The 22,546-nt window shown below is 63.5% G+C and carries 19 protein-coding genes; 3 read left to right on the top strand and 16 right to left on the bottom strand.

Annotation, left to right across the window (positions count from 1 at the left end; all coding sequences use genetic code 11):
* Positions 1-26 precede the first annotated feature (26 nt).
* Positions 27-821 carry an enoyl-CoA hydratase/isomerase family protein gene (locus tag C493_RS18555; RefSeq protein WP_007261030.1) on the top strand — a complete coding sequence of 265 codons (795 nt, stop codon included), beginning with the start codon at positions 27-29 and terminating at the stop codon, positions 819-821.
* Between the two features lie 32 nt (positions 822-853).
* On the opposite strand, the gene C493_RS18550 is transcribed toward C493_RS18555, so the two are convergent.
* The 15 genes from C493_RS18550 to C493_RS18480 all read right to left on the bottom strand — a co-directional run bounded on the left by C493_RS18550 (position 854) and on the right by C493_RS18480 (position 17,806).
* The gene (locus C493_RS18550) at positions 854-1,255 is read right to left on the bottom strand and encodes a Zn-ribbon domain-containing OB-fold protein (RefSeq protein WP_007261029.1); all 402 of its coding nucleotides are present in this window, start codon (positions 1,253-1,255) and stop codon (positions 854-856) included.
* Entirely contained in the window at positions 1,255-2,427 is a 1,173-nt protein-coding gene (locus C493_RS18545) for a thiolase family protein (RefSeq protein WP_007261028.1), read from the bottom strand. Before C493_RS18545 ends, C493_RS18550 begins: the two co-directional genes overlap by 1 nt.
* Before the next feature lie 64 nt (positions 2,428-2,491).
* The gene (locus C493_RS18540; protein ID WP_007261027.1) at positions 2,492-3,610 is read right to left on the bottom strand and encodes a phosphotransferase family protein; all 1,119 of its coding nucleotides are present in this window, start codon (positions 3,608-3,610) and stop codon (positions 2,492-2,494) included.
* Between the two features lie 324 nt (positions 3,611-3,934).
* Positions 3,935-5,095 (bottom strand): acyl-CoA dehydrogenase family protein, encoded by a 1,161-nt coding sequence (locus C493_RS18535; RefSeq protein ID WP_049889491.1) that lies wholly within the window; start codon positions 5,093-5,095, stop codon positions 3,935-3,937.
* A gap of 2 nt (positions 5,096-5,097) precedes the next feature.
* Entirely contained in the window at positions 5,098-6,303 is a 1,206-nt protein-coding gene (locus C493_RS18530; protein WP_007261025.1) for an acyl-CoA dehydrogenase family protein, read from the bottom strand.
* Positions 6,304-6,527: 224 nt separating this feature from the next.
* Positions 6,528-7,259 (bottom strand): MBL fold metallo-hydrolase, encoded by a 732-nt coding sequence (locus C493_RS18525; RefSeq protein WP_007261024.1) that lies wholly within the window; start codon positions 7,257-7,259, stop codon positions 6,528-6,530.
* Positions 7,256-8,185, bottom strand: a complete 930-nt coding sequence (locus C493_RS18520) for an MBL fold metallo-hydrolase (RefSeq protein WP_007261023.1) — start codon at positions 8,183-8,185, stop codon at positions 7,256-7,258. Before C493_RS18520 ends, C493_RS18525 begins: the two co-directional genes overlap by 4 nt.
* A gap of 118 nt (positions 8,186-8,303) precedes the next feature.
* Positions 8,304-9,272 carry an LLM class flavin-dependent oxidoreductase gene (locus C493_RS18515; RefSeq protein WP_007261022.1) on the bottom strand — a complete coding sequence of 323 codons (969 nt, stop codon included), beginning with the start codon at positions 9,270-9,272 and terminating at the stop codon, positions 8,304-8,306.
* A 46-nt stretch (positions 9,273-9,318) separates the two neighbouring features.
* Complete coding sequence (locus tag C493_RS18510; RefSeq protein ID WP_241430923.1) at positions 9,319-10,689, bottom strand: APC family permease; 1,371 nt, start codon at positions 10,687-10,689, stop codon at positions 9,319-9,321.
* The gene (locus C493_RS18505; protein ID WP_007261020.1) at positions 10,682-10,948 is read right to left on the bottom strand and encodes a hypothetical protein; all 267 of its coding nucleotides are present in this window, start codon (positions 10,946-10,948) and stop codon (positions 10,682-10,684) included. Before C493_RS18505 ends, C493_RS18510 begins: the two co-directional genes overlap by 8 nt.
* Before the next feature lie 233 nt (positions 10,949-11,181).
* On the bottom strand, positions 11,182-11,640 hold the full coding sequence (locus C493_RS18500; protein WP_007261019.1) for a MaoC family dehydratase: 459 nt from the start codon (positions 11,638-11,640) through the stop codon (positions 11,182-11,184).
* Positions 11,641-11,714: 74 nt separating this feature from the next.
* The gene (locus C493_RS18495; RefSeq protein ID WP_007261018.1) at positions 11,715-12,842 is read right to left on the bottom strand and encodes an MFS transporter; all 1,128 of its coding nucleotides are present in this window, start codon (positions 12,840-12,842) and stop codon (positions 11,715-11,717) included.
* Between the two features lie 208 nt (positions 12,843-13,050).
* Positions 13,051-15,207: a TRAP transporter permease gene (locus C493_RS18490; protein WP_049889489.1), complete on the bottom strand. Its 2,157-nt coding sequence runs from the start codon at positions 15,205-15,207 to the stop codon at positions 13,051-13,053.
* Positions 15,208-15,241: 34 nt separating this feature from the next.
* Entirely contained in the window at positions 15,242-16,459 is a 1,218-nt protein-coding gene (locus tag C493_RS18485; RefSeq protein WP_152421205.1) for a TAXI family TRAP transporter solute-binding subunit, read from the bottom strand.
* Positions 16,460-16,798: 339 nt separating this feature from the next.
* Positions 16,799-17,806 carry a TIGR04024 family LLM class F420-dependent oxidoreductase gene (locus tag C493_RS18480; protein ID WP_007261015.1) on the bottom strand — a complete coding sequence of 336 codons (1,008 nt, stop codon included), beginning with the start codon at positions 17,804-17,806 and terminating at the stop codon, positions 16,799-16,801.
* A 188-nt stretch (positions 17,807-17,994) separates the two neighbouring features.
* Between C493_RS18480 and C493_RS18475 the strand changes: the two genes are divergently transcribed.
* Together C493_RS18475 and C493_RS18470 are read left to right on the top strand one after the other, a co-directional pair.
* Positions 17,995-19,569 (top strand): long-chain-fatty-acid--CoA ligase, encoded by a 1,575-nt coding sequence (locus tag C493_RS18475; RefSeq protein WP_007261014.1) that lies wholly within the window; start codon positions 17,995-17,997, stop codon positions 19,567-19,569.
* Positions 19,570-19,705: 136 nt separating this feature from the next.
* On the top strand, positions 19,706-20,716 hold the full coding sequence (locus C493_RS18470) for an alcohol dehydrogenase catalytic domain-containing protein (RefSeq protein WP_007261013.1): 1,011 nt from the start codon (positions 19,706-19,708) through the stop codon (positions 20,714-20,716).
* 214 nt (positions 20,717-20,930) lie between these two features.
* Here the strand turns inward: C493_RS18470 and C493_RS18465 are convergent, their stop codons facing one another.
* Complete coding sequence (locus C493_RS18465; RefSeq protein WP_007261012.1) at positions 20,931-22,097, bottom strand: thiolase family protein; 1,167 nt, start codon at positions 22,095-22,097, stop codon at positions 20,931-20,933.
* Positions 22,098-22,546: the final 449 nt, after the last annotated feature.

Below are 22,546 nucleotides of genomic sequence, written 5' to 3'. Positions count from 1 at the left end.
TCACCGCGATGGTAGAGTATCATACTATGCGAGAGATTGGCACAGGGAATGCGCTCGTCGACGTCGACGGTCACCGCGCCGACGTCGTTTTGAATCGGCCGGAGAAACGGAACGCGATGAACGAGGACGTCCTTCGGGACCTCAAACAGGCGTTCGAGGAGGTGCTCGCCGACGACTCCGTCCGCGCCATCGCGTTGCTCGGAGAGGGACCCGTCTTCTGTGCGGGGATGGACCTCGAGATGATGCGCGATCGAGGCGAGCAGGCGGATGCGGGCGACGAGAACGGAAATCTGCTGGGAGAGGTGATCGAAACGATCGATACCGCACGCGTCCCGACCGTGGTCGGGATCAAGCGCGCGGCGCCCGCGGGCGCGTTCGAGCTGTCGCTTCCGGCTGACTTCCGGGTCATCTCTCCCGACGCCAAGTACGGCGTCATCGAGGTGCAACTCGGCACGTTCCCCCACGGCGGCGCGACCCAGCGCCTCCCGCGACTGATCGGACTGGCGAAAGCGAAGGAACTCGTGTTAAGCGGCGAGTTCATCGATCCGGCGGAGGCGAAACAGATCGGGTTGGTAAACGAAATCTGCGACCCCGAGCGCGTCGACGAGCGCGCCCGGGAACTCGCCGACGAACTCGCCGAGAACGCGCCGCTCGGGATGGAAAACGCCCGGAAAGCGCTGAACGCCGCCCTGGACGTGCCCCTCGACGAAGGGCTCGCGTACGAACGAGCGCTCGGAAACCAACTCGACGACACGCACGATTACACGGAAGGGTTCACCGCGCGGATCGAGGGACGCGAACCGGAGTTCGAAGGCCGATAGGCCGCCATCGCCGCCCTCGACCGACCGCTTCTTCACTCCTCGAGAGTCGTCGCCGCGAAGAACGGCGCCGACTCGAGGCGGCCGCGATCGTACTCGTGGGGGTAGTCACACGCTTCGACGACGACCCGGTCGCCGATCGAGAGCGCTTCGTAGCTCGCGTCTATCGGCGTCAGGATGCGCGGCCCGTCGTCGAGTTCGACGACCCCCGCGACGATCCGATCCGGAAAGCCGTCGGCCGTCGCGTGCTGGCGCGTAACCGAGTAGAGCGTGCCGCGGCCCGAGGACTCCTCCCAGTCGACCGCGTCCGACCCGCAGGCTGGACACAGCGGTGCGGGCGGAAAGAACCGTTCGGCGCAGTCCTCGCAGGCGTGGATCAGCAATCGGTCGTCGGCGAGGGCCGCCCAGAACGGCTCGGTGTACGGCGTGCGCTCCATCAGCGGTCACCCCGTTCGAAGACCGTCGCCGTCACGCCGTTGACGTGGCCGTGTTCGCTCGTCGTCATGACCGTCGTCGCGTCCGGAACCTGACTCGAGGCCGTTCCCCGGAGCTGCCGGACGGCGTGGACGTAGTTGTGAAGCGGCGTCACCATCGGCGGATGGCCGCGACCGAGACAGCCCCCGGACGGGCTGATCGGAAATTCGCCGTCTGGCGCCGTCCGACCGTCGAGACAGGCGGCGACGCCCTCGCCCCGGTCGACGAGGCCGAGTTCCTCCGTGACGATCGCTTCGACGTGCGGGAACGGCGCGTACGGCTCGTAGACGTCGATCTCGTCGCGCGAGCGACCGGCCGCCGCGCTCGCCTCGGACGCGGCGCGGCGAACGGCCGAGAGTTCGGTCATCGACCCGTGACGGGACGCGAGGTGGTGGCTCGCGGCGTGGTGCGAGCCGATTCCGGCCACGGTAGCCGGGTCGTCGACAGCCGCCGCAACGTCCGGGTCGGCGGTTACGACGATCGCCGCGGCGCCGTCGCACGGGGCCGGACACTCGAACAGTCGGATCGGCTCCGCGACCGGCCGCGACTCGAGCACCGCCGTTCGCGTGACGGCACTGTCGAAAAGCGTCTCCGGATCGTCGGTCGCGTTGTCGCGGTTTTTGACGACGATTTCGGCGAGGTCGTCGCGATCGACGTCGTACTCGTGGCAGTATCGCTGCATGCTCTGGGCGTAGATTCCCGGGATCGACATCCCGATCGGTGACTCGAACTCCGACTCGAACGTCTGCAGGATGTACTCGAAGTACGGGCCGGTCGTTTCGACCGTCGAATTGCGCTCGACGGCGAAGACGAGCGCCGTGTCGACCGCGCCGCTTTGGACGTCCCGAACGGCGGCCTGAAACGCCTTTCCGCCGCTCGTCCCGCCGGTCGACACCTCGAGCGTTCGATCCGCTTCGATACCGAGCAGGCGGATCATGGCGGTCGAAAAGAACTTCTGCTCCGTCCAGGGTCGCGGCGACGGCATGTAGAGACCGTCGACGGCCGACGGCGCGATATCCGCGTCGTCGAGGACGTCCCGCACGACGGTCATCGCGAGGTCCCGCTCGGGGACCGAGTACGTTCCGTTCGGCAGTTGTGCCGTCCCTGCGACCATCGGCGTTCGTGAGGCTTCCATGTACTGTCGTGGTTGTTGTTTCCGCTGATCGGTATTACGTCTACTCCTCGAGTGGCGTCCCCGCCTACAGCGGCTCCTCGCCCGTCCGAATTCGGTCGGCGCGCTCGGCGAGTTTCGGAACCCGCCGTTCCATCAGGGGATACGACTCGTTGTCGGCGTTCCCCTCGAGATACCGGCGGTACATCATCTCGCAGGCGCCGGCCATCTTGAACACGCCGAACGTTCGGTAGAACCGATGGTGGTCGAACGTGCGGCCGGTCAGGGCTTCGTATCGCTCGACGAGTTCCCGCCGCGTCGGGTACCCCTCCCGAACCAGAAACCGGGGCAACAGTCCGTCCTCCAGCGACGGATCGCCCGGATCGGGCCAGTAGACCAACATCCAGCCGAGATCCATCGCGGGGTCACCGCGGGTACAGAGCTCCCAGTCGAAGACGGCTTCGACCGTCGGCGGCCGTTCGCTGGCGCCGTCCGCCCGTTCGTCCGAGGACGCGTCGCGACCGCCGTCCGGCGCGAACATCACGTTGTCGAGCTTGTAATCGCCGTGGACCAGCGTGTGGTCGTACGCCTCGGGAACGTTCGCGGCGAGCCAGTCGGCGATCTCCCGAAGCAGCGGAACCGACCGCTCCGCTTCCGTTCGCTCGAACGCCCACTCGAGTTGCTCGGTCCACCGATCGATCTGCCGTTCGGTGTAGCCGTCGGGGTGACCTAGCTCCCCGAGTCCGACCGCTTCGGGATCGGTCTCGTGGATATCGGCGAGCGTGTCGATAAACCGCTCCGCCAGCGATCGGCGGCGCCGCGGTCGCGCGAACCGTTCGGGCTCCTCGTCTCTGAGCACGTCGCCGCGACACCGTTCCATCAGGTAGAAATCGGCGCCGAGGACGCCGTGATCGTCACAGCCCGCGACCGTCCGCGGGACCGGCACGTCCGCGTCCTGCAGGGCCTCGAGGACGCGATACTCGCGGAGCACGTCGTGTGCGGAGTCGGCCGTCGCGCCGGCGGGCGGTCGCCGAAGCACGAGTTCCCGCTCGCCCCACCGGACGAAGAGCGTCTCGTTCGATTGGCCCTCCCGGTGGTACGTCAGTTCGAGCCCGTCCGCGGGGCCGAGGGTCGACTCCAGGTACCGGCGGAGCGCGTCGTCGTCGATCAGCCGGTCGAGGTAGTCGGAGTCGTCCGTGCGAGTCATGCCGAGACCCCGGCGAGTGAACGTTTCGCCCGTTCTCCGAGCGGTCGGTCGCGTCGCTCGAGCGGCTGTAGACGTTCCGGCTCGAGCGTCCCGTTCGAAACGTACCGGTGTGTCATGGCACTAGGTAACAACGATCTCGCATATAATCCTAGGGACCGACGAAACGACGAGACGACAGGACGGCGGGACAAGACGACGAACCGCCGTTTCGACGCCGACGAATCCGCGAGAACCAGGCGGCGCCGCGTGCCGATCGTTCGCGATCGTAGCCGGTCGAACCGAGCCAGGGATCGACGGCGGAGATCGCACCGCTCGAGCGGCGTCCTACCGGTTCCGCTCGGCGGCGAGTCGCGCGTCGATGAGTCGGTCCCGGTTCGCTTCGGGGGAGCCGAGGAAGTTCCGCCAGCTCTTGGCCTGTTTCAGGTAGATGTGGGCGTCGTGATCCCAGGTGAAGCCCATCCCGCCGTGGTTCCAGATGTCGTCGCCGAAGACGCGGTGCAAGCGGTCGGCCGCGAAGGCCTTCGTCGCGGCGGCGGCGCGCGCGGCGTCGGGTTCGTCTTCGTCGAGCGCCCACGCGGCATAGTAGACCAGCGAGCGGGCGCTTTGCATGTCGACCCACATATCGGCCGTCCGGTGTTTGACGGCCTGGAACCGGCCGATCGGCTGCCCATACTGTTCGCGCTCGGTGCCGTACTCGACCGAGAGCTCGACCGCCCTGTCGGCGGCGCCGACGAGCATCGCGGTTCCCGCGACCGAAAACCGATCCATCGCGGTCACGAGCGCGCTCCCGCCGCCGTGAAGCGGGCCGAGCAGCGCGTCCTCGCCGACGGTGAGTCCGTCGATCGACAGCTCGTACATCGGTCGGGCCCAGTCGAGGCTGTCCATCCGGGTCGCCTCGACGGCGTCGTGATCGGTTTCGACCGCGAACAGCGAGACGCCGTCGTATCCCTGGCCTTCGCGCGTTCGCGCGGCGACGATCACCACGTCGGTTTCCGCGGCGTACGGAACCAGCGTCTTCGTCCCCTCGAGTCGGAACTCGGTCGTCCCCTCGTCGCCGCGTCGCTCGGCTCCCATCCGAATACCGCCCGGGAGGGGTTCGGTTTCGTCGTCGTAGACGGCGACGCTCATGCGGAGGTCGCCGTCGGCGACCGACGGCAGGAACCGCGACCGCTGGTCTTCGGTGCCGAGGTCGCGAATCAGCGGCACGGCGACGGCCGCCGTCTCGGGGAGCGGCCCGGGAAGCGCGTAGCGACCCGCAACCTCGAGCAGGGCCGCCAGGTACACCATCCCCTCGCCGAACCCGTCGTACTCGAGGGGGACGGTGATCGCCGTGTAGTCGAGGTCGGCGAGTTCGTTCCACAGGTCGTCGACGACGTTCTCGCCGTCGATCTGTCGTCTCGCGAGGTCGATTCCGCCCTCGGATTCGATAAACTCCCGTGCGGTCTCCTGTACGCGCTCGTGTTCGTCGGTTAGTCTCGCGTCCATCGTCACTCACTCCGGTGGCTCGTTTTGCTCTTGTCGTCCTTCGGCAAGCCGAGCACCCGCTCGCCGATGATGTTTCGCTGGATGTCGCCCGTTCCGGCGGCGATCCACGCGCCGTACGACCGGATGTAGCCGGAGGTGTCGTCGAAGGCGTTGTGGCCGTTCTCCCACAGGGCCGCGGCCGGCCCCCGCAGGTTCACCGCGAAGTTGAGCAGGTCGTGTCTGAGTTCGTCGCTGACGAGCAGGTCCATCGACCCCTCCGGTCCGGGGGTTCCCGTCTCCATCTGTTTGCTGACGTTCCGACGGTGGGCCGCCTTCGCCGCCTGAATGCGCGCATCGAAATCCGCCAGCCGCTGGCGAACTCGGTCCCGTTCGATCAGCGGCGTCCCGTTTCGCGTCTCGGTCCGACAGTACTCGAGGAGGTCCAGATACCGCTGTTCGATCGAGTAGATCGACGTCGAGCCGTGCTCGAACGCCGACAGCGTCATCACGACGTCCCAGCCCTGGTCGACCTCGCCGACGACGCGGTCGTCGGTTGCAACCGCATCGTCGAAATAGACCTGGTTGAACGTCCGGTCGTCGTGTGGTTGATGGATCGGCTCCGTGCTGATCGCGTCCTGGTCCATCTCGACGAGGAACGCGGTGAGCCCCTCGTGTTTCGTCCCGGAGTCATCGGTCCGCGCAACGAGGAAACACCAGTCGGCGACGTGGGCGTAACTGGTCCAGATCTTCTGTCCGTCGATGCGCCACTCGCCGTCGCCGGCGGGTTCCGCGCTCGTCGTCAGACTCGCGACGTCAGAGCCCGCCTCCGGCTCGGAGTAGCCCTGACACCAGATCTCCTCCGCACTGAGGATCTTCGGCAGGAATCGCTGTTTCTGTGCCTCGGTCCCGACTTCGATCAGCGTCGGCGCGATGAGGTTGATGCCGATGAGGTTGATCTGTGGCGGCGCGTTGATCCGCGCCATCTCTTCGCGGTAGATCGTCTGCTCGATCAGCGACGCGCCCCGGCCGCCGTACTCCTCGGGCCAGTGGACGCCCGCCCAGCCGCCGTCGGCGAGCGTTCGCTGCCAGTCTCGCAGGAACTCGACGCGTTCGGCGTCGTCGTCGGGCAGTTCCGGATCCTCGAGCCAGCCGTCCGGCGCGTTCTCCTCGAGCCACGCGCGCAGTTCGCGGCGAAACGACTCCTGTTCGTCCGTGTAGCTAAAGTCCATGGTCGGTTCTTCGTCTCCGATCGGTGATATCGACGACAGATCATATAAGAGATTCCCTATGTATCTACCCGTTTCGGCGAGAGACGATCCCGGGTTCGAACCGTCGGAGCGACCTCCCCGTGTTGTTCTCCACGGATCGAGGTTCCGAATTCGATACTGGACCGAGCGCGGATAGGCGACGGTCCGATTCGGGTATCCGGCTGCGGGAAACGTTGCCCTCCGTACTACGCCGTCGTCGGCGGCTCGAGCGCCGCGATCACGTCGTCGATGTAGCGGTCGATCCGCTCGCCGGGGACGGGATTGCCGTGGATCGGCGCGACGTAGCTCACGTCGAGGGTGTCAAAGAGCGTCTCGAAAGCGTTACCGAGGCGCTCGCGGTCGAGGTAGTCGACGAACGGGATCTTGTCGAGGTAGAACGCGTCGATCTGGTCGGCCGACAGGCCGCCGTCGATCTCGCCCGTCGTCAGTTCGCAGTCGCCGGGGTCGTGGTAGTGTCCGAACGCCTCCGCCGTGAACAGGACGCCCGACTCGTGGTCGTAGACCCACTGGGAGACCGTCACGTCGGTGAGCAACGGATGGACGCAGGTAATCGACCGACCGGCGAACTCGATCGGCGCGTTGAGCCGTCGGGGTTCGGCGTTCGGGAGTCCGACGATTTCGGGATAGCGCCCCGTCGCGGCGACCGTCGTGATCTCGCCCCACTCCGACTCGAACGCGGGAACGTTCTCCGTATGAGGGAGCGTCGAGTGCGTGAGCAAGATGACGTCCGGACCGCGTCCGTCGGTGAGCCGATCGATCTCCTCGACGATCTCGTCGCGGTACTGACTCGAGCCGGAGTCGACGAGTACGGTCCCGTCCTCGCCCTGGATCAGGTATTCGGACATGTGCATGTGGTACTCGTCGTCCGGGTGGCAACTCGAGATCCAGTGGACGTCGTCGGTGAGTTTCCTCGTCATTGGCCCACCTCCGGCGGCCGCAGGATGTACTCGAGTTTGCTCTCCATGTTACTCGGCTCACCCTCGCGAGACAGCGCTCTGGCCGCCTCGAGGAACCGGTCGAGGGACGTATCCAGATTCTCGTTCATGACCATTCCATGTGCTGGTGCGATGACGTCCGGGTCGAGTCGCTCCCTGACGTCGTCGACGGCGCGTTCGATCGCCTCGAGGTCAGCAAACCGCATCCAGGGAAACGCCAGCGCGTGAAATCGGAACACCTGTTCGACGGTGACGTCGCGGTCGAGGTCGCCCGCGACCGTCACGCAGTTCGAACTCTGGTGGAGAAACCCCATCCAATCGACGGTAAACAGGGTGTTCGTCGTCCGTTCGCTCATCCACAGCGTAAACGAGTGGTCCGGAAACAGCGGCGCTTCGAACTCGACCGTGTGCGTCCCCAGATCGATCGTCTCACCGGGCTCGACGTACCGAATCTCGTTCGGTACTCCCTCGACGTCGTCCGGCGTCTCGGCCGCGATGTGATAGAGTTCGTGCTCGGCGCCGTGTCCGCTTCCGTAGCCGGCCGCTTCGCCGGGAACGAGCAGCGTCGCGTCCGGGTACGCCTCGAGGATGGTGAAGGTGTTGCCCGCGTGGTTGGCTTCCGGATGCGAGATGACGAGGTAGTCGAGGTCCTCTCCCTCGAGCACGTCGTCGATCAGTTCGACGACGTGGTCGCCGTTTGGCTGCGTGAGGGTATCGAACAACAGATTTCGATCGTCCGAGATGAGATACGCGTTCTGGCAGCCGTGAACGTCCTCGTCGGGTCCGACCCACTCGTCGAGATCGAACTGTTGCAGTTCGCTGAGCGTGCCCAGCGGGAGACACTCCTGGGTCCAGTAGAGCCCGTCGCTGAGCTCTCGGTGTGTAGGCGTGGAGACTTCTTGTGCCATGCGATGTCTTTTCACACTGTCTGTAAGAGCATAGTTCTTGGTGTCTCAGCGGCCGATTCTCTCGGGGCGCGATCACTCCCGAGCCGCGTCGGCGGTACGACAACGGATTGCGCGCCCGTTACACGAGCGGTGCGAATTTTCGGAACTGCTCGCGCTGGGTATCGGTGGTAAACCTGACCGTGATCGTTTCGACGCCCGCGGCTTCGTAGGCCTCGATCGTCTCCCGGACGGTTTCGATCGATCCGAACGCGCCCTTGCTCCGAACTTGCTCGTCCGAGAGCGACGGCCAGGCCGGATAGTAGCGCTCGTAGAAGGACCTGGCAGTATCGATCGCGCGGGACTCGTCGTCGTCGATGACCACGTCGAGATAGACGCCCCCGTGGAACGTCTCGCTCGACCGGCCGCTCTCCTCGAGCATCGTTTCGATCTCGGCGACGCCCTCGCGATACTGCTCGGGACCGACGGCGATCGGAAGCCAGCCGTCGCCGTACCGCCGCAGGCGCTCTTCGATCAGTTTCGGGAAGCCGTCGGAGGGATCGAACGCCGCCGAAGCGACGTATATCGGCAGCTCGCCGACGGGTTCGAATCCGATGCTCGCGTCCTCGAGGTCGTAGTACTCCCCGCTGTGGTCGACGGCGCTACCGTCCCAGAGTTCGGTGGCGATCTCGAGGAGTTCGTTGGTGCGAGCCCCGCGCTCGTGGAACGACCGATCGAGGTTCTCGTACTCCGCCTCGACGTCCGGTCCGATCCCGACGCCGACGCCGAGTCGGAGTCGGCCGCCGCTTAGCTGGTCGACCGTCGCGGCCTGGTGGGCGACGTGAACCGGGTTTCGGAGGTCCGGAAGGTAGACCGCGGTGCCGAGGTATACGGCGTCGGTCTCCGCGGCGATCGCAGCGAGCGTCGACAGCGGCTCGTGACGCGGTTTCGCGAGGACACTGTCTCCGACCCAGACCGATCGAAACCCCGCCGCTTCGGCCCGCCGCGCCAGCCCGAGTACGTCGGCGGCCGTTTTCGCCGTCAACGTGTGTTCATCGTCGCTCGTGAGGACGGCGCCCCGCGTCGGCAACAGATAGCCGTAGTCAGTCATGTGGGACCACACGACGACTTCGATGAAGGATGTTCCGGTACGGACCTCAATCGCCGTGGTCGCGTTGGCGCTCGTGTGCGTCAAGCGAGGTCATCGTCCGGTAGAGTTCGACCGGATCGACCTTCGTCAGTCGGTACCGGTAGTAGCCGTAGGCGACCACGAACCAGCCGATCAGCACGCCGCCGACGATCGGTTGTTGCAACAGCGTGATCGCCCAGAACGAACCCGTCGCGACCGCACCGCCGGCGACGGCGAGCAAGAGTCCCCGGTACCGTCGGAGCCGAAACGGCGCGCTGGCGTAGTGCTGTGGGAACTCCCGTGGCAGGTTCCAGAGACCGACGGCACAGAAGAAATACGCCGTCAGGCTCGCGAGACCGATGAACGTCGAGAGACCGACGATCTGATCGGCGAGCGGAACGAGAACGAACGGCGGAAGACCGAGGACCAGAACCGCGTAGTGGGGCGTCTGGAAACGGGGATGAATCTCGGCGAACAGTTCGGGGACGATACCGTCACGGCTCGCCCGCATCAGCGTCCGGGAGAAGACGAGCAAGGTCGTGTTCACCGTCGTGATGACGGCGAAAATCGCGCCGAAGGCGACGACGTACTGGCCCCACCACGGCAGGAACGTGGCGGCGACCAGCGCGAGATCCGCCTCGCTTCCGAGCTGTGTGTACGGCACGGCACCGACGAGAACGGCGATAAGTGCGACGTAGATGAGCGCGACGAACCCGATACCGAGGCCGAGAACCAGCGGGATCGTTCGACCGGGGTCCTCGATTTCCTCCCCGAGTTCGACGAGGAGGCCGAATCCGAGAAACGGGTAAAAGAGGGCGACGACGGCCAGCGCGAACGCGCCGTAGTCGGGGAAAAACGGCTGATAGTTCGTCGCTTCGATGGCAGTCGAGCCGGGAACGATGAACGTCAGTAACGCGACGAGGAGACCGAGAAAGAACACGAGTTGGACCTGTACGACGACTTTGAGCCCGATCAGATTGATACCGAGTACGAACGCGAGAAGCGCGTAGATAAGCGCCAACGACGGGACGTCGAAGAACACGCGAGTGTACTCGGCGAATCCGGTCGCCGTGATGAGCAGCGACGCCCAGGCGACGAGCGGGATCGTAAACGGGACCAAAAATCCCCAGAACGGTGCCGTAAGCCGAGAGATATAGACGTAGAGTCCGCCGGCGACCGGCATCGCCGATCCGAGCAGGGCGTTGTAGAGCACGACGAAGCTAGCCGGAATCGCGGCCAGAACGATCGCGAGCGCGATCGACGGGCCCGCGTTCCCCGCGAGCGGGCCCGGAAGAACGAATATCGGGACTGCGATAGCGTTCCCGACCAGAAGCGCTAGCACCCCCAGTATGCCGACGCTCGGCGAGAGCGTATCGGTATCCGACGCTGTTTCAGTCACGGCGCTCACTGCCGCCGTCGGTGAGGCGGCGCTCCGCCCGGTCGACTCTCTGCCGTCGGAGTCGTCTGCCCAGCGCGTATCCGACCAGCCCGCCGAGGAACGGCGTCAGGACGAGCAGCGCCTCGAGCGTCACCATCGCGACGGCGATCCCCGCGCCGATGCCGACGACGAGTCCACCTTCGGGGTACTGAGCGGCCGCGATCTCCTCCTCGTACTCGTCCATTTCGGTCGGTTCGTCGCGATATTTGCCGATTGCCATGTGACCACACACCACAATATAACGAATAAATGTTTGGGTTATTTGACGGGATAAGGCGCTGACTACTCGCGTCTCGCAGAGTGACAACGCCGACGACCGAACCCTCGTCGTTCTCGAAGGGCGTTCACACTGGATCGACGGGTACGGGTTCGGTCGCTGTCGCGGCGGTAGTGGACGATACGCTATCGGTTTCGGGTGGGGGTTCGGTCAGCGCTCACCCTCGACGACTATCGTCACTCCGGTAACTCACCGGGAGTTCGCCGTTCGACCATCCCGAGTCCGATCCAGGAAAGGACGACTTCGTCGTTTTGATCGATGGTCTCGGTGTCGCTGTCGACGTACCCTCGCTTCGGGTCACTGTCGGAGACGCGCTTGTCGACGACCTCGGTTCGGACGGAAAGCGTATCGCCGGGCTTGACAGGGCGTTTCCATCGGAGTTCGTCGACACCTCGAGCCCCCATCCCCGCCCGTTCCGTGATCGGTCCATCCGCAAGTATGCGCATGGAGATCGACGCAGTGTGCCAGCCGGAGGCGACCAGTTCGCCGAATGCCGACTCTTTGGCCGCGTCCTCGTCAGTGTGAAACGGTTGTGGGTCGTACTGTTCGGCGAATTCGACGATCTCCGCTTCGGTACCGTGAAACTCGCCGAACTCCTTCGTTTCACCGATCTCGATGTCCTCGTAGTAACGCATTACTCGGTAGTGTGGTCCCGTTCGATCAAGTAGTTGGGGGGGAAGAAAACCGAGCCGCTCTCATCGTATCGCCATCACGTCGCCCGTGCGTAGAGAACGATTGCCAGGCAGACGACGAGACAGCCGACGAATCCGACGTAGGCCGTGGTATAAGAGCCGTACTGTCCCATCGTTCCGGCGAACGTCGGCCCGAGGCTCCCGACGCCGGCGTACACCGTCCCGATAGCACCGTAATCGCCGCCCTTGCTTTCTTCGGGGACGATCGCCATCATATACGCGGTCATCACCGGCCAGAATCCGAGCAACCCGACGGCGAATGCCCCGACGCCGAGCATGATGCCCGCGGTCGACGTCGATACCGTCATCGCTACCAGTCCGATACTTGCGGCACAGAGCGTGCCGAGGATCGTCGGCAGCGGCCCGATGCGGTCGCCGACCCACCCGGTCGTCGGCGTCGTGGCGACGCCGACGAGAAATAGCCCCGCAAACGCTACGCCGGCCATCTGAGTCGATACCCCCCGTTCGGTCTCGAGGAAGATCGGGAGAAAGCTGATCGATCCGTTCCAGACGAACGAGACCAGCGACGCGGCGATCAACACGAGGCGGACCTGCGGATCGAAGACGGTACGTGCGACGGTCGCTGTAAACCCGAACTCGAGTCGGCGAACGACGTACTCCTCCTCGTGTAGCGAGTGAACCAGGAATGCAAGGACAAGCAACAACCCGACCAGTAACGCAAACGACAGCCGCCACGGGCCGACGAGGAGAACGACGAACGCGAGACCGGGCGCTGCGGTACCGGCGAGGTTGTACGCAGCGTTGTTCACCCCGAATGCCTGCCCGCGTTTCCGAACGAAGAGATCGGAAAGCTGTGCGAAGGCCGCTGGAACGTACATGCCGATTCCGACTCCGGCGACCGAGACGCCGAGAAGAAAGAGCGGATACGTCGTCGCCACCGCGAGTATCGAAAACCCGATTATCCAGGCCAGAAAGCAGATTCCAAGCGCCGTTTTTCGGGAGAGTTGATCGGCGATTCGACCGCCGGGGTAGCGCCCACCAGCCGCAAATAGTGTCAGCAGCGTCAGCGCGACACCGGCCTGTACAGCGGAGATACCGAGGTCGTCGATGATCGAGGGAAGCAACGGGGGGAGAACGAGCCACCCGATCTGTGATGCGACAGAGCCGAGCGCTATCAGCGCCATTAGTCGACCGGAGTACCCCGACAGAAGACGGTCGGTCGTGGGCGGCTCTGAAGTTGCAGCAGACATCGTCCGACATAATCGATAGCTGAGGGACTACAATAACACTCCGGTACTCAGATCGCGTAAACCGCGGGAGTAACCCGAGAGCAGATGACGGTATGGCCCCAGGAATGCACATCGTCGCGCCGAAAGCGAACAAATCGACGGCCTAGTCGTCAGCTACCGGCTGGAGTTTGGGAGTTGACCGAAGGTGTACGCTCGCGAGTAGTAGGCCGATAAGGACGACGGCTCCGACCTGGGCTGCGGTCGGAGCGACCATCGCCACTAGTGCCAACACTAAGTAGACTCCCTGCTTGGGACGAGACAGCACTTCCTTTCCGTTGAACCCAACCATCGCTACGATCAACGCGACGATACCGGCGAGTACGAGCACGAGCGAAATCACCGTGTTCGGGAACGACCAGTAGATCAGACTCTCGTTCGCGACGAACGAGAACGGAATAATGAATCCCGGTGCACCGATGCGCAACGCTTGTTTACACGCAATCAGGAATCCGCTTCCGGATATTTGAGAGCCGATCGCCACCGCGATTGCAACCGGTGGGGTGATCGCCGAGAGCATCGCGAAGTAGAAAACGAACATGTGAGACGTGATCTCCGCAACGCCGTACTGGATCATCGCAGGCGCGACGAGTACTACGACCAGAATGTACGCCGCCGGCGTTGGCATGCCGAGTCCGAAGAGAATACTCGCGATCATTGCGAGCAGGAGTAAGATAACGAACACACCACCGGACAGTCCGATCATCTGGGCGCTAATCTTCTGTGTGAGTCCTGTCTGTTGTAGCATGTTGATGACGACGCCAAGCGACGCCAGAATACCGACCAGCGGCGCCATTTCGACGGCCCCTTGACGTAAGCCGAGGAGAGTCTGTTTCGTCGTCTCGAGGACCGTCCCAATCGAGATGCCGTCGACGATGGCGTTTCGCACGTACATCGTTCCGACGAGAGAAAGTATCGTGTAGAAACCGGCACCGAGCGGGGTCAGGCGCATTATCACGAGCGTGTAGATGAGGACGGCAAGCGGGACTGCGAAATGAGCACCTTTCAACAGGACACTGCGGTCAAATGATCCAGTTTCGGTCGCCTTCCAATCGTGACGAATCACGAGGAGGTGCGTCGCGACCATGACGCTGAAGTAGAACAAGAGCGCGGGAACGATGCCGGCCTGGATGATCCTGAGGTACGAGACACCCAAGATATCCGCCATCAGGAACGCCGCGACGCCCATTACCGGCGGCAACATCTGTCCACCGGTGGAGGCGACGCTCTCGATTGCCGCAGCGAAATCATCACGAATACCCTGATTTTGCATCATCGGAATCGTGAAGCTACCGGTCGTGGCGGTGTTAGCCGCAGCACTACCCGTGATCGATCCCATGACCATGCTACTGATAATCGCGATATGGACGACGCCGCTCTCGAGGACTTTGAGAACTTCTTGGGAGGTTTCGATGATGAAATCCATCAAACCGTACACCTTGGCCATCCCGGCGAACATGATGAAGATCGCGACCCACGTTGCTCCGACTTCGAAAATAAACCCGTACGTTCCAGTCAGCGAGATCGCCCCCTCGCGGCTGATTTGTTGCCAGTCCATTCCGGTGTGTCGAAACAGCCCCGGCATGTTCGTACCGACGAGAGTCGTCGCATACAGCACCGAGCCGAGTACGACTGCCGCGATCGTTTTCCCGTAGGCTCGTCCGGTCGCCTCGGTTACGAGTCCGATGATAAGGAGTCCGACTAAAAGATCAGTCTGCGTCCACCCGACCATCCGAGCTTCGTGCAGTAGCCGATCGAAGTGGAACTCGACGTAGCCGGTCGCGATAACAGCGAGGATAGCGAGTGCCAGACNCCCGACCATCCGAGCTTCGTGCAGTAGCCGATCGAAGTGGAACTCGACGTAGCCGGTCGCGATAACAGCGAGGATAGCGAGTGCCAGACAGATCGCAGGAGTGGCCCGTTGATACGCAGCACTCACCGTCTTCCGATACGGTCTAGCAACTGCTGAAAACCGACCACCGATCGGCGATGATTTGTCGGTTTCCGTTACGGTATCGCCGGTTGTATCCGGTACGGGATCGCTATCAACGTCTGGATAAAGGTGCTTTCGTGCTTCGACCAAGTAAAATAACGACAACCCCAGCCCCAGGAAGATGTTCGAATACCTGAGTTGGTCCATCGGTATTTGCCATGCGAAGTATAGCGTAAATAGCGTCATCGAGGCGCCGATGACGAAAATACTGCCGCGCAATACTGCTCGTGGTGTAACCGAACTGGGAGAGAGGGGCTGGGAAACACTCATTTTTGGTGTTGATTTTCCTATAACTGCTCGGCGTCTACTCGTCCGCTCGACCGCCTTCAGCACCGTCCCAGGCACCGATATCCTCGAGGAAATCAGCTGCAGCGGGATGGTAAGGAACGTCTGGATACGACCAGTCTGTCCACATCTCGGGATCTTCGTGGTATGTCATTAGATCGTGTATATCACCGTATTCGTCACGGTGATCCCACATCGCGTGTAATGTATCGTATAGCACGTCGTAGTCGACGTCGTTTCGAGTGACGAAGTTGTACGCGTTTCCGGGCGTCATCATCGGCTGATCGTCGGGAACTGAGGCATAGCCCTCCAACTCGCTCGCGTCGATTTCCATCATCTCGACCATCGGATCGTCCTCGAGTTCAGCGACCGGGTCGTCGGGCCACTCGAGAACGTGGAGGTCGACGATGCTCTTTTGCTCTTCTGCGTATGCTCCTTCGACCTCGAAATTCATGATCGGGACGACGCCGACATCTAACGTTCCCTCTTGGAATGGACCGGATTGATCGGTAAAGTCGACGCTCACGTCGTCGTAATCGTCGACAACGTAGTCGAGTGCATGCTCGAGATTGTCCCTCGTTCCCGCACCAGTCTGGGTGGCGGACACTCGATGATCCGGTTCGATATCCGCTACGGATTCTAGATCCTCATCAGTCGTAATGAAGAGCCAGGGTGTCGTCAACCAGTGCATGACCTCGTTGAGTTCGAAGTCCAGATCGTGGAACGGCTCCATCTCGTTGGTGACGCGTGCGGCGTCGAAGTTCTGTGTGTACGCAACCTGTGCTTCGTCTCGGTTGAGACGACCCATGTTTGCACCTGTTCCCTCACTCGGCCGTCCTTCCATATAGATACCGTCGGTGGTGTCGTTGACGACCGGTGCGATCCCCTGTATCGAAATCGTAGTCGAACTGCCTTCAGATGTACAGGTCCAGATTAGTTCCTCTTCATCTGCCGCTGGACCGTCGCCGTTTCCGTCGGGATCCTCTTCGCCCACACAACCAGCCAACCCGACTACGCTTGCTCCCGCGACAGTCAGATAGGTTCGCCGGCTCACACAGTGATTATTGTTAACCATACTCACTCGTTCTCTCAGATACCACTTGAAATTTTTGTTGGTGTTTTTATTATTCAGATACTCCGTATTGTTGCTTAGCGAGCGACAATTAGACTCAAGAGCGAAGCGTTTTCCATAGGTAGTATCGAGTATTGCGGGATACGTCGGTAAATTGCGAGTCACGAGTAAAGTGGACCGGGTAAGTGCTGAAACATACTGAAAAGAGGTATGTGAAGTGAAAAACGAACGACCACGTCTGATGGACCAGCCCCCAGGCCGGTCTAGAACCGGTCAGTACATACGCAGGCTACTCCGAGACGGCGTCCAGCCAGGTGTCCCGGTGTAGCGTTAGCGCTTCAGGACCCACGCGTACGGACGGTCGAATCGACTCGAGGCTATCGCTAACACCGTCATCTTCCTGGCAAGCGAGGTCGCAGAGTAGATCACCGGATAGGTCGACAGCGGCGACAGCGGCGACAGCCGGAAAGAGGCGGTTGGAAAGATGTCGGAGATCGGCGGAACCTACAGCAACTCTGCCAGCGCCGTCATCGTCGTCTCCTTTTCGGCGTCGGTCATGCCGCCGACGAAGCCGACCCGAACCGCGTCGACGCCGTCGACATCGGCGTATCGCGTCACCTGCGATCGAACCTCGTCCGGCGTCCCCGCGGCTGCGAACTCGTCTACGACCGCCTCCGGAAGCGCGTCGGCCATCCCCGCGGTATCGCCGTCGTTCCACGCCGCTCGCACCGCGTCGACGGCGTCCTCGTACCCCTGCGAAGCCACCGAATCACCGTAGTACGGACCGTAGGCGCCGATCAGAAACGCCAGCATCGATCGCGCCTTGGCGCGGGCCCGTTCGCGGTCTTCGCTCGCGATACACCGCAGGATCGGACTGACGCGGACGTCACTCGAGTCGCGCCCCCCGAGTTCGAGCCCCCGTTCGAGATCGTCCAGCCGTTCTTCGAGCCCGGTCGTCGAGAACAGTTGCGGAACCCATCCGTCCGCGAATCGGCCGGTTAGCTCCGTCGCTTTCGGCCCGAGCGTCGCGAGGTCGATGCTCGGGGGCGTCTCGGGACGTTCCCGGTCGTAAGACAGGCCGTCGAGGTCGAATATCTCGCCCTCGTAGGCCGACGTTCCGTCGGTACAGATCGTCCGGATCAACTCGAGCGTTTCGCGAAGGCGTCGCAACGGTCGATCGAACGACGCGCCGTGCCACTGCTCGGTCAGCGCCGGCGAACTCGGACCGAGCCCGAGCCGATACCGACTGCCGGAGAGGTCGTAAAGAGCGAGGGTCGTCTGAGCGAGGACCGCCGGCGACCGGCCGTACGGCGAGAAGACGTCGTTCGAAATCCCGATTTCGTCGGTCCGGCTCGCGATCAGTGAGAGCGTGGGGACGATACTCCACCCCGTCGCTTCACCCATCGAGACGCGACTGTATCCGAGTTCTTCGGCCCGACGAGCCCGGTCGACGATCGATCCGTGCGAGTCGTGGTCGCCTGTCATCACGACCAGATCGAGAGCGGCGTTCATCCGAAAACACCGCCACTGAACGTCGGTTGTGACCGAGACATCACTCGTAATTCCAGTCGATCAGTGATAAACGTACAGGCCCGCGACGCCGCTCGTCCGTCAGTCACCCGTTCTCGGCACGCTGCGATCCGACGGAGGGCTGGGGAATCGACGTAAAAGCTAACACGCCGATCCCGGAACGTAGTGGTATGGGCTATCTCCCCACGCTACCGGAGACGCTGTCGCGGACGACGCAAAAGTACCCGGACCGAGAGGCCGTCGTCTACCCCCGAAAAGACGTTCGGCTGACCTACGCCGAGTTCGACGAGCGCGTCGATCGGTTCGCGAACGCGCTGCGAGACCGCGGCGTCGAGCCGGGCGACCGCGTCTCGCTGTTGCTTCACAACTCCGCCGAGTTCGCGGTCGCACTGTTCGGACTGCTGCGCGCCGGAGCCGTGTTCAACCCCATCAACTACCGCCTCGCGCCCAGCGAAGTCGCGTACATCCTGGACGATTCCGAGTCGACGACCCTCCTCTTCGAAGCGGAGACGCGAGAGACGGTCGAGAACGGGCGCGACGAGTTCTCGACGGTCGAGGACTACGTGTACGTCGACGACGACGTCGAAGACGCTCCCGAGTACGCCGCCGGCTTCCACGACCTCCTCGAGAACGCAGATGCCGGCGCGCCGTCCGTGACGGTCGAGCCGACGGACCAGTACGCGATCATGTACACGAGCGGGACGACCGGTCGGCCGAAGGGGGTCGTCCACTCCCACCGGGACGCGACCTATCACAACATGCTCTACGCCGGCCAGATGGGACTCGATTTCACGGACGTCGGAATCTCGGCGATGCCGCTGTATCACAACGCCGAACTCAACTGCGGGCTCCTCGCGCGGATCAACCTCGGCGCGAAGACGGTGATCCTCCACGACTTCGACCCCCGGCGAACCCTCGAGGTCGTCGACGAGGAGCGCGCGACCCACCTCTTCGTGGCCTCTCGGATCTGGCGGCAGCTCCTCGAGACCTCGCGGGACCTCGACTCGTTCGACGGCGCCTCGCTCGAGCTCGGCGTCTACGGCGCGGCGCCGATGCCGCCGTCGCTGCTCGAGGAGTGCATCGAGACGTTCACGGAGGACTACGCCACGGCCTACGGGATGACCGAAATGGGGCCGTGTGCGACGTTCATCCTCCCCTTCGAGGTCCGCGAACACATCGAGAGCGTCGGCCGCGCCGCGCCGAACCACGAGGTCCGTATCGTCGAACCGACCGAGGACGAGGATCCGAACGATCCCGTCGGACCGGAGGACACCGTCGAAACCGGCGAGACGGGCGAGATCATCCTGCAGGGACCACCGATGATGGAGGAGTACTGGAACGCCCCGGAGAAGACGGCAGACGCGATCCGCGACGGCTGGTTCTTCACCGGCGACGCGGGCTACCTCGACGAGGACGGCTATCTTTTCCTGGTCGACCGGATCGACGACATGATCATCAGCGGCGGCGAGAACATCTACCCAACCGACGTCGAGAACGTCCTCTACCGACACGACGGCGTCGTCGAGGTCGCGGTGATCGGCGAGGACGACGAGGACTGGGGCGAGCGCGTCGTCGCCTACGTCGTTCCGGACGGCGAGTTGACCGCGAACGAACTCGACGAGTTCTGTCGCGAGAGCGACGACCTCGCGGCGTTCAAGCGACCTCGAGGATACGAGTTCCGCGACGAACTTCCGCGAAACCCCAGCGGAAAGATCCAGAAGTACAGGCTCCGTGAGGAAGACTGACCGGAGTCGACGCCCCGTGAAACGCCGTCTTTGCCGCTCAGTTCGAGAAGGCGTCACCGATCGTTCCGGGGCATAGCGCCGCCGAAACCGTCGGTGAACGGCAGCTATATACAGTCGGCTGTGAAACGAAGCTGGCATGCGCGCCGCAGCGTTCACCGGAATCGGTAGTCCGGAGCACGTCGACGTCGAATCGTTCCCCGACCCCGAGCCGGGCCCCGGCGAGGCGGTCCTCGAGGTCGAGGCCTGCTCGATCAACCACCACGACCTGTGGATCCTCCGCGACGGCTTCCGGATCGACGAGGACGAGTTGCCGTACGTCGCGGGGATGGACGTCGCCGGCACGGTTTCGGCGATCGGCGACGACGTCGACGGCGTCGAGCCCGGCGACGAGGTGCTCCTGTGTCCGAATCAGACCTGCGGGTCCTGTCGGTACTGTCGCGAGGGACCGGAGAATCTCTGCGAACGGTTCGACCTCTACCACGGCGGCCTCGCGGAGTACGCGGCGGTGGAAGCCGATCGACTCATTGCGCTCCCCGACGGCGTCGAGCCGGCGGCCGCGGCGGCGATTCCCGTCGCGTACATGACGGCGTTTCGCATGCTCGAGGAAGCCGAGGTCGGTCCCGGAGACCTCGTGTTCGTCCCGGGCGCGACCGGCGGCGTCGGCGTCGCCGCGATCCAGCTCGCCGACGTCCTCGGCGCCCGCACGATCGGGACGTCGACGTCGCGGGAGAAACTCGATCGCCTCGAGACGCTCGGCGCCGACCACGTCGTCGAGTCGGGCGATCCCGACGAGATCCGTGAGGCGGTCACCGAGATCGGCCGCGTGGACGTGACGATCAACCACCTCGGCGGTCCGTACTCCGAGGTGGGGCTGAACGTGTTGCGACGCGGCGGACGGATGGCGATCTGCGGACAGACGGCCGGCCCGACCTCGACGCTCACCATGGGCGATCTCTTCTTGAACCACAAGCGAGTCATCGGGAGCACGATGGGAACCCAGCGGGATCTCGAGCGCCTCGTCGACCTCGTCGCCGACAGGCGACTCGAGCCGGTCGTGTACGAACGCTATTCGCTCGAGGACGCCGACCGCGCGTTCGCCGACATGGACGATCGGAACGCGGTCGGCAAGCTCGTCGTCGAGCCCTGACGGTCGGAAACGAACAGTCGAAGTCGGACGGTCGGAGGCGAACGGGCGGAAGCCTCCGCGACGCCGCCGAAACGAGAGCGACGACGGGGTGCCAGCCGTTGTGAGAGTCGCCACCGACCGCCACCGTACAGCTGCTCGCCAGACGGCGTTTCGAGCAGCGTGTGACTGACGACCGCGAAAAATCGATTCGATTCGAGCGGGTCCCGACGGCCGTTCAGACGCGCTCGATGATCGTCGCGACGCCCTGCCCGAAGCCGATGCACATCGTCGACAGCGCCCGGTCCTTGCCCGTTCGCTCGAGTTCGTGAGCGAGTTTCGTCAGCAACATCGCGCCGGTCGCGCCCAGCGGGTGACCGTGGGCGATGGCGCCGCCGTTGACGTTCGTATCCTCCCAGGAGGCGCCNGAGGCGCCGGTCTCCTCGAGCCAGGCGGCGACGACGGAGGCGAACGCTTCGTTGACCTCGAAGAGGTCGATGTCCTCGAGTTCGAGGTCGGCCTTCTCGAGAACCTGCTCGGTCGCCGGGATGGGGCCTTTGAGCATCGTCACGGGATCGACGCCAACGACTTCGGTCTGGACGATGCGGGCCATCGGCTCCCAGTCGTGTTCCTCGACGGCGTCCTCGCTGGCGAGCAGAAGCGCCGACGAGCCGTCGACGATGCCCGAGGAGTTACCGGGGTGGTGGAACCCGTCGCCCTCCTCGCGGAACGCAAGCGGCAGGCTCGAGAGCGTCTCGAGGTCGGTCCCTGGTCGGGGGTGTTCGTCCTCCTCGACGGTGACCGTCTCGCCGTCGAGTTCGGTCTCGACGGGAACGACCTGGTCGTCGTACCGACCGTCTTCCCAGGCTTCGCCCCAGCGCTGCTGGGAGTCGACGGCGAGTTCGTCCAGTTCGTCCCGCGAGAGGTCGTACTCCTCGGCGATGCGCTCGGCGCCTTCGCCCTGGTGCGTTCGCTCGTCGAAGTGCTCGAAATAGGTGTCCGTGAGTGGGTTTTCGTCGTCCCCGTCGGAGCCCATCGGCACGCGGGTCATGTGCTCGACGCCGCCGGCGATCAGGACGTCGTGCTGGCCAGCCATTACGTTCGCCGCGGCGAAGTTCGTCGCCTGCTGACCGGAGCCACACATCCGATTGAGCTGGACGCCCGGCACGATGTCACCCCAGCCGGCGACCATGGGAGCGAGTCGACCCACGTTCAGCCCCTGCTCGTCGACCGGCGATACGCAGCCGTAGATGACGTCTTCGATCGTCTCCGGCTCGAAGCCGTTGCGCTCTCGAAGGGCTTTCAGCGGCTCTGCAGCGAGGTCCTGCGGGTGTGTGTCGCGAAACGATCCGTCTCGTTTACCGAACGGTGTCCGTACCGCATCGACGATTAGTGCGTCTTTCATTGACACGGGTGCTAGTTACAACCGTGGCCGTAATAGGTTTTGTCACCGGCCCGGTACGCGCCGGATCGGACAGCAGTTGGGTGAACGAAAGGGGAAACGCAGCCCTATGATAATTTGTAACAAGCATTCATTGTGTTTGGTTATCACGAGCATACTTTGTCACCACCCAGCCTGATAACACCCTTAGCCCGTTATTGATCGTGCTGACAGCCGACGCTCACAAAGCTGGATCGTTCGAGTTTGTCGAACAGCTAATACTTTCGTTCTCGACCGACGCTCGGGACCACTCGCTGGTGGAGACGGTAACGACGTGGGAAAGAACGGGGACCGCAAACGCGTTTTACTGCAGAGGAAACATACAAGCGGCCGGAACCCACACCATGTAATGTATACACATGCCACAGAAGATCGCGCTCTCGTCCGTAGAGCGGGTTCCGTCGGACTCGAGG

The sequence above is a fragment of the Natronolimnohabitans innermongolicus JCM 12255 genome (genome assembly GCF_000337215.1).
GTDB lineage: Archaea > Halobacteriota > Halobacteria > Halobacteriales > Natrialbaceae > Natronolimnohabitans > Natronolimnohabitans innermongolicus.
This window is presented reverse-complemented; position numbering and strand designations above follow the sequence as displayed.